At 49.3% G+C, this 16623-nt stretch carries 10 protein-coding genes; 9 read left to right on the top strand and 1 reads right to left on the bottom strand.

Annotated elements, in window-relative coordinates; translation table 11 throughout:
• Positions 1-56: 56 nt before the first annotated feature.
• The 8 genes from QWY20_RS14455 to QWY20_RS14420 all read left to right on the top strand — a co-directional run bounded on the left by QWY20_RS14455 (position 57) and on the right by QWY20_RS14420 (position 14339).
• Positions 57-3866, top strand: coding sequence for an ATP-binding protein (locus QWY20_RS14455; protein WP_330129712.1), 3810 nt, complete (start codon positions 57-59; stop codon positions 3864-3866).
• 53 nt (positions 3867-3919) lie between these two features.
• Positions 3920-4693 carry a DeoR/GlpR family DNA-binding transcription regulator gene (locus QWY20_RS14450; RefSeq protein WP_330129711.1) on the top strand — a complete coding sequence of 258 codons (774 nt, stop codon included), beginning with the start codon at positions 3920-3922 and terminating at the stop codon, positions 4691-4693.
• 36 nt (positions 4694-4729) lie between these two features.
• A complete protein-coding gene (gene glmS / locus QWY20_RS14445; RefSeq protein ID WP_330129710.1) occupies positions 4730-6559 on the top strand; it encodes a glutamine--fructose-6-phosphate transaminase (isomerizing) in 1830 nt (609 codons plus the stop codon).
• Between the two features lie 115 nt (positions 6560-6674).
• On the top strand, positions 6675-7511 hold the full coding sequence (locus QWY20_RS14440; protein WP_036512827.1) for a heteromeric transposase endonuclease subunit TnsA: 837 nt from the start codon (positions 6675-6677) through the stop codon (positions 7509-7511).
• On the top strand, positions 7495-9570 hold the full coding sequence (locus QWY20_RS14435) for a transposase (protein ID WP_330129709.1): 2076 nt from the start codon (positions 7495-7497) through the stop codon (positions 9568-9570). Before QWY20_RS14440 ends, QWY20_RS14435 begins: the two co-directional genes overlap by 17 nt.
• Positions 9567-11222 (top strand): AAA family ATPase, encoded by a 1656-nt coding sequence (locus QWY20_RS14430; RefSeq protein ID WP_014611869.1) that lies wholly within the window; start codon positions 9567-9569, stop codon positions 11220-11222. Before QWY20_RS14435 ends, QWY20_RS14430 begins: the two co-directional genes overlap by 4 nt.
• Positions 11222-12769, top strand: coding sequence for a TnsD family Tn7-like transposition protein (locus QWY20_RS14425; RefSeq protein WP_014611868.1), 1548 nt, complete (start codon positions 11222-11224; stop codon positions 12767-12769). The genes QWY20_RS14430 and QWY20_RS14425 overlap by 1 nt, the downstream gene beginning before the upstream one ends.
• The gene (locus QWY20_RS14420) at positions 12744-14339 is read left to right on the top strand and encodes a Tn7-like element transposition protein TnsE (RefSeq protein ID WP_014611867.1); all 1596 of its coding nucleotides are present in this window, start codon (positions 12744-12746) and stop codon (positions 14337-14339) included. The genes QWY20_RS14425 and QWY20_RS14420 overlap by 26 nt, the downstream gene beginning before the upstream one ends.
• Positions 14340-14500: 161 nt before the next feature.
• On the opposite strand, the gene QWY20_RS14415 is transcribed toward QWY20_RS14420, so the two are convergent.
• On the bottom strand, positions 14501-15637 hold the full coding sequence (locus QWY20_RS14415; protein ID WP_036512839.1) for a GGDEF domain-containing protein: 1137 nt from the start codon (positions 15635-15637) through the stop codon (positions 14501-14503).
• Positions 15638-15900: 263 nt separating this feature from the next.
• Here QWY20_RS14415 and QWY20_RS14410 point away from each other — a divergent pair.
• On the top strand, positions 15901-16623 hold a 723-nt coding region (locus tag QWY20_RS14410; RefSeq protein ID WP_330129708.1), incomplete at its 3' end, for a helix-turn-helix transcriptional regulator.

Below are 16623 nucleotides of genomic sequence, written 5' to 3'. Positions count from 1 at the left end.
TGAATTTGTTAATTGCAGCTGCAATACTCTAGGCATCCCAGTCCGAGAGATGTGTTATGCCCTGGTGTCGTATCAAAGCACTTTTGTGTAAGCTTGCTCTGTGGCTGATGCTGTGCACCGGGTCCGTTGCCTGGTCTGCTCCTCAGGTCTATAGCCGTTTTATCCATTTGAATGATCATTTTACTATTTCGCCATTAGCGACCCGCATGGTGCAGGATCAGCATGGTATTCTCTGGCTGGGCACCCAACATGGTCTTTATCGCTTTGATGGGGGAGATTTAACGCGTTTTCAGGCGGATGCCGCGGATAGCAATAGCCTGTCTGCCGACTGGGTCACCAGTTTGCTGGTTGACGGTACCGATAGCCTGTGGATTGGTACCCGTTATGGTGGTTTGAGCCGGCTTGATTTAACCACCGAGCGCTTTGAGCAACTCCGCTTTGCCAACGATGCAGATGACGCCACACAGAACGAAATTGCCGTGCTGTATCAGGATGCAACCAACACCATCTGGATCGGCACCAATGGCGCCGGGGTATTTTATTGGGATCCGCATCGGCAGCGTATTGTCTCGTTGGAATTACCTGCCGAGATTGATGGTGTTTCTACCGCTTTTATCAATGATATCTGGCGGGATGACCGCCAGCAACTGTGGTTGGCAATTGGCGATGCACCACTTCGAACCAAGGGCAGCGCAACAGGAGGCCTGATTCGTTGGGACTTGGCGCAGCAACAAGGTCAGGGCTGGCACCCGGGGAATTCTGGCTTAAGCCATGACTCCGCAACCAGCCTGGCAGTTCATCCTGAGCATGGCTTACTCTTTACTTTGTATGGCGGGGGCTTGTGGCGAATGAGTTTGCAGACGTTGCAACCAGAGCCGATGCCGATGCCGGAAAATATGCGGCGGATCCAGGCAACAGCAATAGGCCTGGACCCAACAGGCAATATCTGGCTGGCCAGCGATGGTCAGGGGCTATGGCTGTATCTGACAGCCAGCCAGCAGTGGCAGCAATTTCAATACCACCCTGAGTTCGCTGGCGGTTTACGTAATTCGGCCATTACAGCTTTGTATTTTGATGCGCAGGATGCTTTGTGGCTGCTCAGCCAATCTGGTTTTAGTCTGCTAGGGCCTGTGGCGCAGCAGGTGCGTACCTTGCCCTTTGGCAATCGAGATCCAAACTTGCTTGGCGCCGCCAATGTATTTGGCATCGAAGCTGTCAGTGAGCAGGAGGTTTGGATCGCCAATCGTGAAGCGGGGGTGGCGCTGTTTAACCCGCTATCTGGTCAGTTGCAGCGTTTTGCGCTGCCTGATGATCCGCTTGGGCCCCGGCTAGCCCGGGCTGTCTTTAAAGAGCAAGAGTGGATCTGGGTCGGTACCGACCGCGGACTCTACCGCCTGTATCCTGAGACTGCCGACTGGCAGTATCAGCCTTTACCGGAAATTGGTGGGGCACCCACCATCTCTATTTTTTACCCGGATGCGCAGGGGCGATTGTGGTTGGGTAGCCGGGGTTCGGGATTGTACTTGCTGGATCAGCAGCGCCAGTTTATGCGTCATTATCACACCGGCTCCGAACGGTATCCACTGCCCTTTGATACCATTACCAGCATGGTCGTGGATGTGCAGGGGTATTTTTGGTTAGGTTCATTAGACCGGGGATTGGTTCGCGGTGATCTGGAGCTCACCGAGTGGCAGCACTTCCGGCAGTTTGATGGCAGTGACCATGGCTTGGTTTTTAATGGTATTCAGCTGATTTACCCGCAAAATGGTCATGTCTGGGTTCGGGCTGGCAATCTGAATCATCGCTGGCTGGATCGCAGTGAGCCACCTTTTTTTAAAGCCTATCCAACGGATGATACGGTCGATGCGGCCCTGATTGCAGCTGATGAGTTTCGGCTGTTGTATCGTGCACACTGGTTGCCGGCTAGTCGCTCTTTGCTGGAGTTAAATGGACGGCATGGCATGCAGGAGACCACCTGGATTGGTGCCTGGGAACTGTATGATGGCATGATTTACCGGGGGGGCAGCAGCGGCATGGATTATTTCCGGCTGCAGGAGTTACCGAAGGAACAACCTATACCAGCAGTACAGCTTACCCGATTCAGCTTGTTTAATCAGACGGTACCGCCAGGCAGTAGTCCGCTATTGCCACAGGCACTCCCTTATCTGGATCGCCTGGTGCTGAAGTACAAAGAAGATATGTTCAGTATCCGCTTTGCCGTACCATCTTTGTTGCATCAGCAGCAATTGCAGTACCGTTATCGGCTGCAGGGCTTTGACCGGGATTGGATAATGACCAGCGCCAACGAGCGCAGTGCGACCTATACGCGCTTGCCACCGGGTTTGTATCAGTTTGAAGTGGCCGCCAGATTGGGGAATGGCGAATGGCAGGATCCTGTCTTACTGGATATTCAGGTGTTACCGCCCTGGTGGATGACCTGGTGGTTCCGGGGGCTGGTGATTGCCACGGTGCTTTTTGCCTTTTGGTTGTGGCTGCATTTAAAAATTCGGGCTGAGCGGGCCATGCGCCGTGAATTGCAACAGCAGGTCACGGCACGTACTTTGGAATTAAAAGAAAAACACGATGCTCTGATGGCATCGAATCAGGATCTGATGCTGTTGCAGCAAATTGGCCGTGAAATTACCGCCTCGCTGGAGCTGGATCAGGTATTGTCCCGTTGTTATCAGATGCTAAGCGCTCTGATTGATGTGCAAGTGATGGTGATTGGCTTGCACCGGCCGCAATTGCAGCAAATTGAGTTTGTGTTTTGGCAGGAAAATAACCAGCAGTTACCTTCTTTTAGCATTGCCGATCAGGCGCCGGATATACTGGCCGCGATTTGCTTTAGTCAGCAGCGGGAAATACGGATTAGCCAGTGGGATGAACTGAAGCCTTATTTAGGGGATATCCCGAAACCGCTGTGTGGTGAGCCGATGGAATCCGTTCTCTATATTCCTTTGATGCTGAACCAGCAGGTGGTCGGTGTCTTTTCAATTCAAAGCCCTAACCCGAATGCTTACAGCCCATCGCAGCTGGACTTGCTGCGTACCCTGGCCAGCACCATTGCCATTGCCGTGGTCAATGCCGATACCTTTACCCGCCTGCAGCAAACCCAGCAGCAACTGGTAACGCAGGAGAAAATGGCCTCTTTGGGGGGCTTAGTGGCTGGGGTGGCGCATGAGATAAACACCCCGCTTGGCATCTGTGTTACCGCCACCAGTCATTTAAAAGCGGAGTTTGAGCTACTGCAGCGGGCTTTTGCCGAGAAAAAGCTGCAGCAGTCGCAGTTCAATCGTTTCTTGCAGCATATGCAGGATGGCCTGAAAATTCTGGAAGTGAATACCGAGCGGGCCGCCGCCCTGGTGCAAAGCTTTAAGCAGGTATCGGTTGATCAATCGGCCGAGGGCAGTCGGGAAATTGAGCTGGCCAGCTATCTGCAGGATGTCTTGTTGTCGTTGCAACCGCAGCTGAGAACTCTGGCCTGCCAGTTTGAACTGGACTGCCCGGATAGTATCCACTGGCATACCGATGCCGGAGCGGTGGCACAGATTATCACCAACCTGGTGATGAACAGCATCCGGCATGCCTTTTCCGGCATCGAGCAGCCACAGATTTCGTTGAGCGTCAGGCAACAGGGCCGACAACTGGTGTTGCACTATCGGGATAATGGTCTTGGGATGGATGCGGTCAGTCTGCAGCGGCTGTTTGAGCCGTTTTACACCACCAAGCGCTCGCTGGGAGGCACCGGCTTAGGCGCGCACATCGTCTATAATCTGGTGACGGCGCGGCTAAAAGGTCAGATCAAAGTCAGCAGCGAACCGGGCCAGGGCTTGCACTACCAGATTACCCTGCCAATGGATGCTTGATAAAATCTTTCTTTTCGTTAAAATATCTTTCAAACCGAAACTTGTGGTGCTGAATGAATAAACGCAATACCCAACAACGCCGTCATTTGATCATGGCCGAGCTGCAGCAGCATGGTGAGGTTTCGGTGGAGCAGCTGGCCGAGCGCTTTCAGACGTCGGAAGTCACCATTCGTAAAGATCTTACGGTGCTGGAAGAAGCCGGCCTTTTGCTGCGCCGCTACGGCGGCGCTGTGTTGGTACCGCAGGACTTTGTTACCGACTCCAGCCTGGAGCAGGTTTCAAAACGAAAGATAGCCATAGCCAAAGCTGCAGCCAGTTTGATCAAAGATCATTACCGCATCATCATCGACAGCGGTCGCACCACAGCGGCGTTATTGCCGGAGCTGGCGCACAAGCAGGGCCTGGTGGTGATGACCAACTCACTGGCGGTGGCCAATGCGCTGCGTGAGCTGGAAAACGAGCCTACTTTGCTGATGACCGGTGGCAGCTGGGACTCGCAGTCCGAGTCCTTTCAGGGCCAGCTGGCCGAGCAGGTACTGCGCGCCTACGATTTTGACCAGCTGTTTATCGGTGCTGATGGGTTGGATTTAGCTCGTGGCACTACCACCTACAACGAGCTGTACAGCTTAAGCCGGGTGATGGCCGAGGTGGCGCGGGAAGTCATTGTGATGGTGGAGTCCGATAAACTGGGCCGGAAAATTCATAACCTGGAGCTGCCCTGGCAGGCGATCAAAGTGCTGGTAACCGATACCGGCTTATCCAAAGCCGATGCGGCCATGATTGAACAACAGGGTGTCAGCGTGATCCGCGCTGAGGCCGACAGTTAACCTTTTTAGCGTAACAGAAGAGTAGAGGGAGTTTGTATGTGTGGCATTGTAGGCGCTGTGGCGCAAAGGGATGTGGCAGAGATTTTACTGGAAGGTTTGCGCCGGCTGGAATACCGCGGCTACGACTCGGCCGGTTTGGCGGTACTGAACCCGGACAGCGGCTTGCAGCGCTGCCGTCGGCTGGGCAAAGTGAAAGAGCTGGTCGATGCGGTAGCGGCTGAGCCACTCAGTGGCGGTACCGGCATCGCCCATACCCGCTGGGCCACCCATGGCGAGCCGAGTGAACGCAATGCCCACCCGCATGTCTCCAGCCGCATTACCGTGGTGCACAATGGCATTATCGAGAACCACGAACCACTGCGCCAGCAACTGCAGCAACAGGGTTATGTCTTTAACTCCGATACCGATACCGAAGTGATTGCCCATTTGGTCGAGCAGGAACTGCAGCAGACTGACTCCTTGCTCACTGCTGTACAAAAAGCCGTGGCTCAGTTGCATGGTGCTTATGGCACTGTGCTGATGGACAGCGCCGATGCCAGCCGTTTGGTGGTGGCCCGCTCCGGCAGCCCGCTGGTGATTGGCGTCGGCATTGGCGAGCACTTTATTGCCTCCGATCAGCTGGCGCTGTTGCCGGTGACCCGTCGATTTATCTTTTTGGAAGAAGGCGATGTGGCCGAAATCACCCGCCACAGCGTGCAGATTTTTGACAAAGACGGCCAGCCGGTCGAGCGCGAGCTGCACGAGTCCAACGTCAGCTACGATGCCGGCGACAAAGGCCCATACCGCCACTTTATGCTGAAAGAAATCTACGAGCAGCCGCATGCGGTCAGCAATACGCTGGAAGGCCGCTTAAGCGCCGACACGGTGCTGGACGAAACCTTCGGCAATGGTGCCAGCGAGCTGTTTAAGCAGGTACAGCATGTGCAAATCGTCGCCTGTGGCACCAGCTACCACTCCGGCATGGTGGCCCGCTACTGGCTGGAAGCCATGGCTGGTGTGTCCTGCAATGTGGAAATTGCCTCCGAGTTTCGTTACCGCAAATCCTTTGTGCAGCCGAACAGCCTGCTGGTGACCATTTCCCAGTCTGGTGAAACCGCCGATACGCTGGCCGCACTGCGTCTTGCCAAAGAGCTGGGCTACCTCGGCAGTTTAACCATCTGCAACGTGGCGGGTTCCTCCCTGGTGCGTGAATCGGATCTGGCCTTTATGACCCGGGCCGGTGCCGAAATCGGCGTGGCTTCCACCAAAGCCTTTACCACGCAATTGGTCGGCCTGGCCATGCTCAGCCTGGCCATTGGCAAACACCATGGCATGGATGCGGCCACCCAGCAGCAGCTGGTGCAGGCGCTGAACCAACTGCCGGCGGTGCTGGAACAAAGCTTAACCCTAGCCGGACAGATTGAAGCTTTGGCCGAAGAATTTGCCGACAAGCACCACGCGCTGTTCCTGGGCCGCGGCGATCAGTACCCGATTGCGATGGAAGGGGCGCTGAAACTAAAAGAAATTTCTTACATCCACGCCGAAGCTTACGCTGCCGGTGAGCTCAAGCACGGCCCACTGGCGCTGATCGACGCCGATATGCCAATCATCGTGGTAGCGCCGAACAACGAGCTGCTGGAAAAACTAAAATCCAACGTCGAGGAAGTGCGCGCCCGCGGCGGTATCCTGTATGTGTTCGCCGACGCTGACGCCCGCTTCCAGTCCGACGACACCATGCGGGTGATCAACGTCCCCCACAGCCACCCCTGGCTGGCCCCGGTGCTTTACACCATCCCGCTGCAGCTGCTGAGCTACTACGTTGCCATTATTAAAGGCACCGATGTGGATCAGCCTCGTAATCTAGCTAAGAGTGTTACAGTGGAGTAATATAGTGTTGGGTAAGATGTTTACCTGTGGGATTTAAATAAAGTAGGTTACTTTTAAATATAGTTGGTAACTTGCAAATAAAGCTGGTAACTTAGCTCCGTATACTTTATGTGTAATGTCGGAGGTACGGAGCTTGACCAGCTTTTCCCTTGACTCTCGTTCACTTAAATGGGTTAAACAAGGTCGCGGAAAGGGGTCAGGAAAAGATTACCAACCCTGGTTGACCGTCAGAGACCTGCCTTCTGCTGGACGATCTCACCGCATCTGGGGATTCCAGACTCAGCGAACCCACCATCTGTTGTCAGACCTAGAGCTGGCGGCGTTCTTTCTGTTTGATTGGAATCCATCTGTCACTGATATCCGGGAGCAATACCCTCTCCGATTAGAAGATACCATTGAGCTTGCAGCGCAAGCGCGTATCCGTCATCCCGAAGTACGAGGACAAATTCAAGTCATGTCCACGGATTTTCTAGTGGACACTAATAAGCCTGAGCTTCCCAGAATGGCTATTCAGGTAAAGACCTCTTCAGATCTTTCTAATTCTAGAACCATCGAAAAACTGGAGCTTGAACGGCGTTATTGGGCGTTAAAGGAAGTTCCATGGTATTTGCTGACAGAAAAACAAATTCCCAAGACCGTCACCAAAAATATTGCCTGGCTGTATCCAGCGCAATTGGTTCTGGATGGAATCGAAGATACTCTGAATATGGCTTCCCTTTACTTGGGTTTCTTTATAAATCATCCGACTTTACTGATTTCTCAAGTTTCGATGATGCTCGATCAAGCCTATTCACTCTCTCCAGGCGAATCCCTGCAAAAGATACGTTCGCTGTTAGCCTTGAGGGTTTTCTTATTCGATATCAGAAAGCCTTGGTCAACGCTGGCTGTAGGGGAATTACAAGCATCTTCAGACATTGATTCATTGAGGAATTATTATGTTGCGAATCAATGATGTTGTGGCATTCGAAGAGGCTCGGTATCGAATTCTTGATGTCTCAGACATTCGATATACATGGATTAATGTTGATTCCGACAAAGCTTTCCCTGAACGGGTTTCCGTGGCAGAAGTGGAAGACTTCATTCTTTCTGAGACGTTAAAAAAAATTGATGACCCCTATTCCCATCTTGCCGCTCAGCTCCCGGAACACGGCTCAGTAGCACAGCAAATTCGGGACAAGCGAATGGCCGTTATTGAGCCTTTACTACACCAACCGGATATCTATTATCGCAGTGGTCGAGGCGCACTGGTTCAGCAGGTTGTGAATGAATCTGGAACAGCTAAAAAAACACTATATGCTTATCTTCGCCAATATTGGCAGCGAGGTTGCATACCGAACGCGCTTTTGCCGGACTACGATAAATCAGGCGGGCGAGGAAAGAAACGCACAGCTTCAGGAAAAAAATTAGGGCGTCCAAGAAGTATAGCACCGGGTACTGGCGCCATTGTAGATACTGGCGTTGAACGCATGTTTCGCATTGTGCTTGATCGCCACTATCTGACGGAGAAGAATCATTCTTTACCCTATGCTCATCGACGCTTCGAAGACATGTTTGAAACGGCTCATCCCGATGTACCGAAAGAGAACTTCCCGACAGTTGCTCAACTACGCTATTTCTACGAGCGGGAATATGTCCGGCCTGAACGTATCCGGCTGAGAGCCAATAAAATTGAATATCAAAAGGACATCAGACCGTTACAAGGAACAGCCACAACTGGGGTTCACGGTCCTGGTGCACGGTACGAGATCGACGCGACTATTGCCGATATCTATCTGCTTTCCGCTGACAGACAAAAAATTATTGGCCGACCAACTTTGTACGTGGTTGTCGATGTCTATAGCAGATTGATTGCTGGTTTCTATGTGGGATTTGAAAACCCCTCCTATGTGACGGCTATGTTGGCACTGGTCAACGCCATGATCGATAAATCTCAGATATGCCAGTCTTTCGGTTATGACATCGAGCCAGAGGATTGGCCGTCGATTGGACTGCCGGACGCCATTTTGGCTGATCGTGGTGAGTTGCTGGGCCATCAAATTGAATATCTGGAGCAGGCCTTTGGTGTTCGGATTGAAAATACACCACCTTATCGTGGGGATGCGAAGGGTATCGTTGAGCGGCATTTTCGTACTATTCAAGCAGACTTCAAGCCGTTTGCACCAGGAGTGGTTGCTGGAACCACCATCAAAAAGCGCGGCGGGAAAGATTATCGGTTGGATGCAACACTTACATTGGACGAATTCACTAAAATAATTATCGGCTCTATCCTGCATCGCAACCAGAGTTCGGTATTGGTCAAGTATGACCGCGATCCGGATATGCCGGATATACTCGCACCTGTACCAATTAATATCTGGCAATGGGGTATTCAAAATCGTAGCGGACGGCTACGTAACACATCGGAGTCGGCGCTGAAGCTGGCATTGTTGCCTCGTCAAAAAGTAACGCTTTCCGATTACGGTATTCAATGCTTCGGTGCCTTTTATACCTGTAGGGAGCTGCTGGCGTCTGGCTGGCTCCATAGAACCGGGCAACAGCGACCTGGCCCCTTTATGGCGGCGTATGACCCCGCGGTAACCGACATCATTTATGTCTTCCCAGATGCAACAAAATCAGATTATTGGGAGTGCTCGCTAACAGACCGCTCAAGGGAATTTAGGGGCCGGTCGATGTGGGAGTTATGGGACAGCCAGCAGCAACAACGAAAATCAACAGCAGCAGCTAAATTGAAAGAGAGGGAAAGCAAAAGATCGCTGGAAAATGTGATTCAGGAAACCATCCAAAACGCGGAAAAGTTACGTCCTTCCTACTTTGGTGAATCAAAAACAGGAACTTTGGCTGGCATCAATCAAAACCGACTGGAAGCCCGTGATCAGGAACGCCAGAAACGTCGAGCGGATAACAAGGCTACTGAGCCGAAATCCAAAGCAGATGTCAGGTATTTGACTGATCAGCCCGAAGATGGGGCTTTCCCAGATTTTCTGGATGACCTGTTTGGAGATGATGAATGACGTTACCCAAAGGCATGGTGCAGGCAATTTATAATGATACCGGGATCAGACAGTACCAAGGAAACCCGCTCATTGAAGCTTTGCCGCCGATTCTGGACCGGCGTCAGCTAAAGGACGGGTTATCGGGTCAAATTACGTTTCGCCCAACCGACGTTTATCTTGATGGCCAGACCCGTATTCATGTCATATCTCAATTACTTGATAATTTTTTCCAGCCGCTATCCCGTCACATTGAACTGGAGTCAAAATTATCAGTCATGCTTCGACAAGGGTATGTTGGCAGAAATCTGGCGACAGGCGAACTGAATGCCCATATCCAGAATGGTTATGAGCGTGTCATGCAGGGGGATTTGGCTGTTTTCCGGTTCGAGCATGTGGAATCCACCGCTAAGAGTCTGGCTTTCATCGGTTGTTCTGGTTCAGGCAAGACAAGCTCATTGAACCGTATTCTGGCAACCTATCCCCAGTTGATATATCACGAAGCTTACAACTTCACACAGATCGTTTTCCTTAAAATTGACTGCCCGCATGACGGTTCGTTGAAAAGCCTGTGTCATAACTTCTTTCGGGAAATTGACGCGGTACTCGCCACGAATTACGTACGTCGCTACGTGGAAAAACGACATAGCGTAGAAACCTTGATTGCGGTAATGGCACACATTGCCAACACCCACGCAATTGGACTGTTAGTGATTGATGAAATCCAGCATCTGAGTGTTAAGAATTCAGGTGGTGCCGAGCGCATGCTCAATTTCTTTGTCACACTGGTTAATGAAATTTCGGTCCCGGTTGTCATGGTGGGGACACCAAAGGCCAGATCTGTCTTTGAACTGGATCTGCGGTCCGCTCGTCGTGGTGCAGGTTTTGGTTCAATACTATGGGAGCCTTTAAGCAAACCATCAGGCGAGCAGGAGGTATCCCGTACCGAGTGGGGAGCCTTCACTGGCCGTTTGTGGAAGTATCAATGGCTGACTAAAGCATCCCCTGAAGTGACCGATGAGATTAGATATACTTGGTACGAGCTTTCACAAGGCATTATGGATGTCGTCATCAAGTTGTTTGTTTTGTCACAGATCCGGGCTGTTGTCACCGGCATTGAGCGCATTACCCCCGCCTTGATGCGAAAGGTCTACCAGGATGAGCTAAAACCTATCCACCCCATGATTGATGCGTTACGGTCGGGTGATATGACAAAAATTGCGCGTTACTCAGATCTGACTATCCCCGACGTGGATAGAAAAATACTGGAACTGAGCCACCTGCTGCGTTCCAGCCAGGAACGCATTGATACCGTAGTCAAGTATGGGGGTAATGAACAAGCTGTTCGTTTGCATAATATGCTGGTTGATATGGGGTATGTCTCTGAGCTGCTTGAACCTCTGATCAACAGAGCTTTTGAGGATCATCCAGGCCTTGTGATGAAGGATCTTATGCCGCTGATCCTCTCTTGGTATCAGAGTGCAGAGATAGAAAAGCCAGCGTCATCCACCCCCAAACTTAAGGCGATGAAGAAAGCTGACTGGCATACCTTGGATTCAGAAGACTTGCGCTTTCTATTCTCTCAGTCCGCCAATGAGGAAACCTTCCAGGAATCACTTGGCTGCAACGGCTTGCTTTTTGATGCCCAAGACTGGGTTAATTCCTTTGGGTGATGGCCGTGTTGAACTTTCCTATACCTTACACAGAGGAGTTGATGTATAGCGCCGTGGCAAGAGCGGGTGTCCGGCAAGGGCTGACCAGCCCAAAGCAACTGTTGGATGAGGTCTTCGAATCTCGCAGTATTATCGCAACGATAGACTTACCTAACCATATTGCAACGCTCTCTCGCTGGCTTCCAGAGGAGTTCACACCCGAAAGATTGATCTACAACCATACTTTATTTCCGCTTTACGCACCTTTTGTTCCTGAGGCTCGACGGCTTCAGTGCATGAATTGGTTGTACCAGGGTACTCAGGGTGCCGCTCATCTGGCATTAGGAGTTTCCGCCTCTCGCATTAAATCCCCGCGTTTTGTCAGGTACTGCCCCGGTTGCATAGCCGCTCAACGTGAACAATTTGGTGAGTATTTTTGGCGACGAGAATGGCAGGTTGCCGGAGTGGAATCGTGCCCCGAACACGGTGTGTTGATGGATACGCGGATTGCTCGCCCCCTGATTGAACGTCATCGCTTTATCGCTGCTGCACCTGAACACTGTCATGTGACTAAACAGCAAAAGGGAATGGAAGTATCTGATTGGATAACCACTCAGGTGCGACGGTTGTTAGTTCGGCCGGCGCAAGCGTCCCCCAGTTTTGAGCAATGGACAGAGTATTATCGCAGCCTTGCTTATCGACTGGGTTTTTATCGGGGAAAAGCCCAAGTTGACCACTCGGTGATAAAAAATAAGGTATTAAAGGTGTGGCCTGCCGCTTGGTTAATCCGAAACCGTCTGATGCCTCCCAGTTCCGATATTGATGACTCAGACTGGCTGAAAGCAATCTTCCGCAAGCATCGAAAAAGTTTCAATTATCTTCAGCATATTGTTGTTCATCAGGCATTGCTGGATAAGCAATGGCAGATAGACGATGTGCTTGATGAAGTTAGGCGGAAACCAACACGTAAAACGCCACAACAAGTTAAGGTTGTGATGCAACAGTCGAGCAGTCAAACGCCAGATCAGGAAGCTTGGCTCGAATTGTTGTCATCTCGTCAACCCCTTCAAGCCAGAAAAAAATCACCAGACTTGTATGCCAGGCTCTATCGGAATCATCGCGACTGGCTGTTGGACGTTAACCATCGCTATGCACAAGACAAGGCAAACCATAACGTACCACGTATTGATTGGGACAAACGGGATCGGGAATATCTGCAAGCACTTCGACAACTGGTTACGTTTTTGAATGCAAATAAACAAGGGCCCAGGCGCTCAAGAACCTACTACCTTAAGTTGCTTGGCAATCTCTCAACCCTTGAGAAAAACCTCCATCAAATGCCATGTACATCGGCATTTTTGGTGGCTAATTCGGAAAGCGTTCCCCAGTACCAGATCCGACGCTTGCAAAATGCCTATGACGATTTACGGGTTCTCTTTGACTCGCCGCCAAGGTGGCGATTGTTGCGAAACGCCGGATTGAGTGAAGAACGAATGATGGAGCCTGCCAGGCAGTATTTGGAAAATTTAGTGGATACGGAACATGAAGTTCAAAGGTGTAGAAAATAACAGTGTTATCCGGGAGATTGGCTCTTTATTTCGCCGCCATGATGGCCCTGATTGGCACATTAATGTCAAACTGGCACCAGGCCAAAAGAAACAATATTTTGGTGTCTCTCAAATTCCGGTCTTAGCAAGACGCAGGGTGGTCAATGCAAGCGAACAACCACGCCCTGCCGGATTCCAGTCCCGTATTGTGATAGAAAATACTCGTCATTGGCGTACTGAACCTATCGAAGCCTGTCCAATTCCGGTGGTAAATCGGCAGGATGATGGACAGCAATGGTGCTTTAATTTTGAATTTGGTGGAACGCAGTATTATCTTCCTCAGCTCGAATTAGCGCGAGTGCTGTTCTTCCACCACGCCTATATAACGCGTTTAGCTTTGATCCCCAACGGACTCTCTCAGGAGTTTGATGTCCAGCGCTCAGATAAGTTGAGCAAGGCGCTCGTCAATATTCTGCCAACCTGCACTCTGCCGCTGTACGTCAGAGGTGACTATGCATTAAGACGGTTGTTAGCCTGGATATTGCTGGATGAGGAAGCTAAGCTGTCTTTTGAAAGTGTTGCCCGCTACCAACTTCAAAACGGTTATGACACAGACAAGTACCGTCTGTGGCGTTTTCAATTTGAACCACCACCGCTCGCAGGTGTTGAGCTGACACTTCGTGGTCATTACGATCAGGAACGAAAAGCATTTTTTGTGTATGAGATTTATGGTGTTTCTAATCTAACCGGTGATTGTCCCGCCTATGTCGATTTTGTCGATCCCCGATTCGCTGAGAGGCGAGCAGGCCAGGGGTATGCTGTTCGACCGGGCCCGCAATCCGGCCCAGAATTGGAAATTGATGACGAACAAGAGCCAGATACTGATCAAACAGAAATCCGGATTGAAACGCCAGCCGTCGCATTTGAGTTTGCTAATCCCATTCGGACAACTCGCATAGGTAAGGGAAAAGGACAGACTGGCTGTTTGGGCCAGGAGGGCGACTCGTCAGACTCTCCAGAAAATACTGGCTTTGAAGTAAGTACGGATGAGGCCAGTACTCACGGTACATTACCTTCAGCAGATTATGATGGCATGGAAGACAAGAGCGACGACGCACATCTCTATGCGGATAAATTTGAAGCCTTTAACGCTATGGTGCTGCAATTGGTTGGCATGTCGGGTTACCGCCACATCCACAGGGAAATCCGAAAGCTTCCCACTATTGATGGTTACTCCAAACACTTGCTTGCAGATGGTAACCCACGTTGTCTGGCTTTTCATCGAATTGAAAAGGATGGTCAAGAGTACGCATTGATAGAAGTGGATACTTCCGATAATAAGAACAGACTATCGACACTCCTGTTGAAGCCGCATGTCCAATTTGATTGGGAACGCACTCTTCGAGAGTTGGAAATCAGGTTATTAAAAAAATCACTGGCATGGCCTACAACGCTAATCAAAAAGCTCTTTAGTGATAGATATAAGCGTGTGCCTCATCCAAAATCATCATCTGAAAATAAAGGATTCCTTGAAAATGAGTCAATTAAACATTGGGCTGAGCGAGTTTATAAGGAGATTAGATTATCGTAACATAACCGTTTTAACAATATAGCAGTCGAGAAACTTATTATCCTGGACTATGATAGCTACTCAAGGCAAAGCTCTTTACTTGAGCTGAGCGAAATCACATCCGTTGTTCTGTTTGGCTTGGCATTTAATTGAATAAAAAAGGAAATTTTTTAAAACACATTTTATTGCGACAATACTGTTTGATTCCGCCCATTGTTCTTTGCCTCGTAAAGTGCGCTGTCTGCTTGTCGGATAAACATTTCCATAACTATTTCGGTTGTATTGGCACTGCTTTTATTTAATGGCAAGGCTGATATCCCCAAGCTTATAGTCCATTTAACAATTTCTCCCGCATCACCAGCCACGGATATATCCTCAACGTGCTTTCGAATCCGCTCTGCAAGATTTTCTGCATCAGTTATATTGGTATCAGGTAAAATAATCGCGAACTCTTCCCCACCAAGTCTAGCAACGAGGTCAGTTGCTCTTGACTGTTTTACACATAAATCTGCAAGCGCGCAGATAACGCGATCTCCGGTAGGGTGACCAAAAGTATCATTGATGCTTTTAAAATGGTCTATATCGAGTAAGATTAGAGAGCACTCAACTCCCGAGCGAGCACTTCGAGTTGTCGCTGATTTAAGTAGGTTATCGAAGTGACGCCGGTTTGCAACACCTGTTAGCGGATCTGTTTGGGAGGACTTCTCTAAAGCGAGTTGAAGGTTGTAACGATGATAATAACTCCATGAAAAAACGAGCATAATGAATAAAGTTGAAACGCTCGATTGCACTGAAATCTGAAAATAAGCGTTTTGTATCAACTCATCCAGTACGCCATGGTTTTCGGTTAGAAAAACATAGGAAAGAGCAACAGTAAGAAAAAAAATCTGAATGTAGATTGAGAAGCCGATGAGAACAAAAAAGATAAAAAAGGGATAGAGTGCCACATTACTCACTGTTGTCACTAAGTCTTCGCCAGTATGCTCTATTATTCTTATACCGAGATACGCAGAAAAAACCAGCGTCACTAAAATTATTGCCGTAACTAATTTCAAACTACTTGATTTTAAAATGATCCAAGCAGGTATAACTAATAAAATAAAGTAAAGTCTCAGCTGCAATAACTCACTCTTTATTTCAGGATGCGATTTGTAATCAAAAACACCCTCGGCAAGCCCCAAAGGAATGAGTATCAGTAAAATCGCTACTGTATATAACCGATGGTCGTTAAATTTCTTATTTAAATAATCACTGCTAAGTTCGAGCCTGCTCAACTGAACTATTGCGGTCAAAGCATTCTCGTTTTTATAAAACATCATTTATATCCAAACTTCAGTGAAAATTCTTGAGAACGCTTTAAAAGCGTTTTTCGTTGTGATGAAAAAATTTACTGGCCTGCGGTAAGAGTATAGCTGAGATATCCTGAATAAGAGTGTGTCCAAGTTTATTAGGGGTAGTGTTCAAGAGACTATAAAATCTTCTTTGTCATTGGTAATAACTCGTTTTCGACTGGCTATAGATGCTAACGTATTGGTAATTTGAACAGTTTTCGTGATTGGCAATAATGAAATATGTGACTGACGTGAGACTTGATGCCTTAGTAGCTGAAACAATTGCTGCTATTAACACCGCACGTTTTACGCCCGCCCTAATGCGTCTCCTGAATGCGATATGTCACTATGACAATGCCGTTGTCCTCGGATATGGTGCCGGTAAGCATCCGGTATACTTGTATGACTCACTCGAAACCAGCCGTCATTTGTTGTTCCAGGATTATTTGATGAATAAATTTCAACAGGATCCTTTTTATAATCAGCTTCTGATCAGGCAAGAGGGTGTATTTAACCTGGCTAAACTCATACAAAAGAATGTTCATCATGAATACTTGCGGCAGTTCTATGTACAGACTGGCTGGAAGGATGAATTGTGTATAACTATAAATTTAGATCATGAGCGCAATATCCTGATATTTCTGGGTATTACGGAAGCAGGTGAAAATTTCACAACGACGCATATCGAGCATTTAACGTCAAAATTCTCTGTAATTAAAGCGTTATGTCAACAGCATTGGCGGCATGCTACATTTAGTTTATCTCAGTCGCTACATGAAATTTCCATAAGCCGCATGACTATGAGACGTTACATTGACGAGTCACTAGAGGTATTCGCACAGACATTACTTACCAAACGTGAGCAGCAAGTTGCAAGCCTCTTGGTTCAAGGAGCAGACAGCAGTGAAATCGCGAAGCAGCTCGGCCTGTCTATCGGAACAATAAAAAACTATCGCAAGAGGATTTACACCCAA

The organism is Alkalimonas cellulosilytica, assembly GCF_036325985.1.
Taxonomy (GTDB): Bacteria; Pseudomonadota; Gammaproteobacteria; order Enterobacterales; family Alteromonadaceae; genus Alkalimonas; species Alkalimonas cellulosilytica.
This window is presented reverse-complemented; position numbering and strand designations above follow the sequence as displayed.

Bases quoted from the DNA above. Each gene is read 5' to 3' on its own strand.
- QWY20_RS14455 (WP_330129712.1), top strand. From the start codon at position 57: ATGCCCTGGTGTCGTATCAAAGCACTTTTGTGTAAGCTTGCTCTGTGG.
- QWY20_RS14450 (WP_330129711.1), top strand. From the start codon at position 3,920: ATGAATAAACGCAATACCCAACAACGCCGTCATTTGATCATGGCCGAG.
- glmS (WP_330129710.1), top strand. From the start codon at position 4,730: ATGTGTGGCATTGTAGGCGCTGTGGCGCAAAGGGATGTGGCAGAGATT.
- QWY20_RS14440 (WP_036512827.1), top strand. From the start codon at position 6,675: ATGTCGGAGGTACGGAGCTTGACCAGCTTTTCCCTTGACTCTCGTTCA.
- QWY20_RS14435 (WP_330129709.1), top strand. From the start codon at position 7,495: ATGTTGCGAATCAATGATGTTGTGGCATTCGAAGAGGCTCGGTATCGA.
- QWY20_RS14430 (WP_014611869.1), top strand. From the start codon at position 9,567: ATGACGTTACCCAAAGGCATGGTGCAGGCAATTTATAATGATACCGGG.
- QWY20_RS14425 (WP_014611868.1), top strand. From the start codon at position 11,222: ATGGCCGTGTTGAACTTTCCTATACCTTACACAGAGGAGTTGATGTAT.
- QWY20_RS14420 (WP_014611867.1), top strand. From the start codon at position 12,744: ATGAAGTTCAAAGGTGTAGAAAATAACAGTGTTATCCGGGAGATTGGC.
- QWY20_RS14415 (WP_036512839.1), bottom strand. From the start codon at position 15,637: ATGATGTTTTATAAAAACGAGAATGCTTTGACCGCAATAGTTCAGTTG.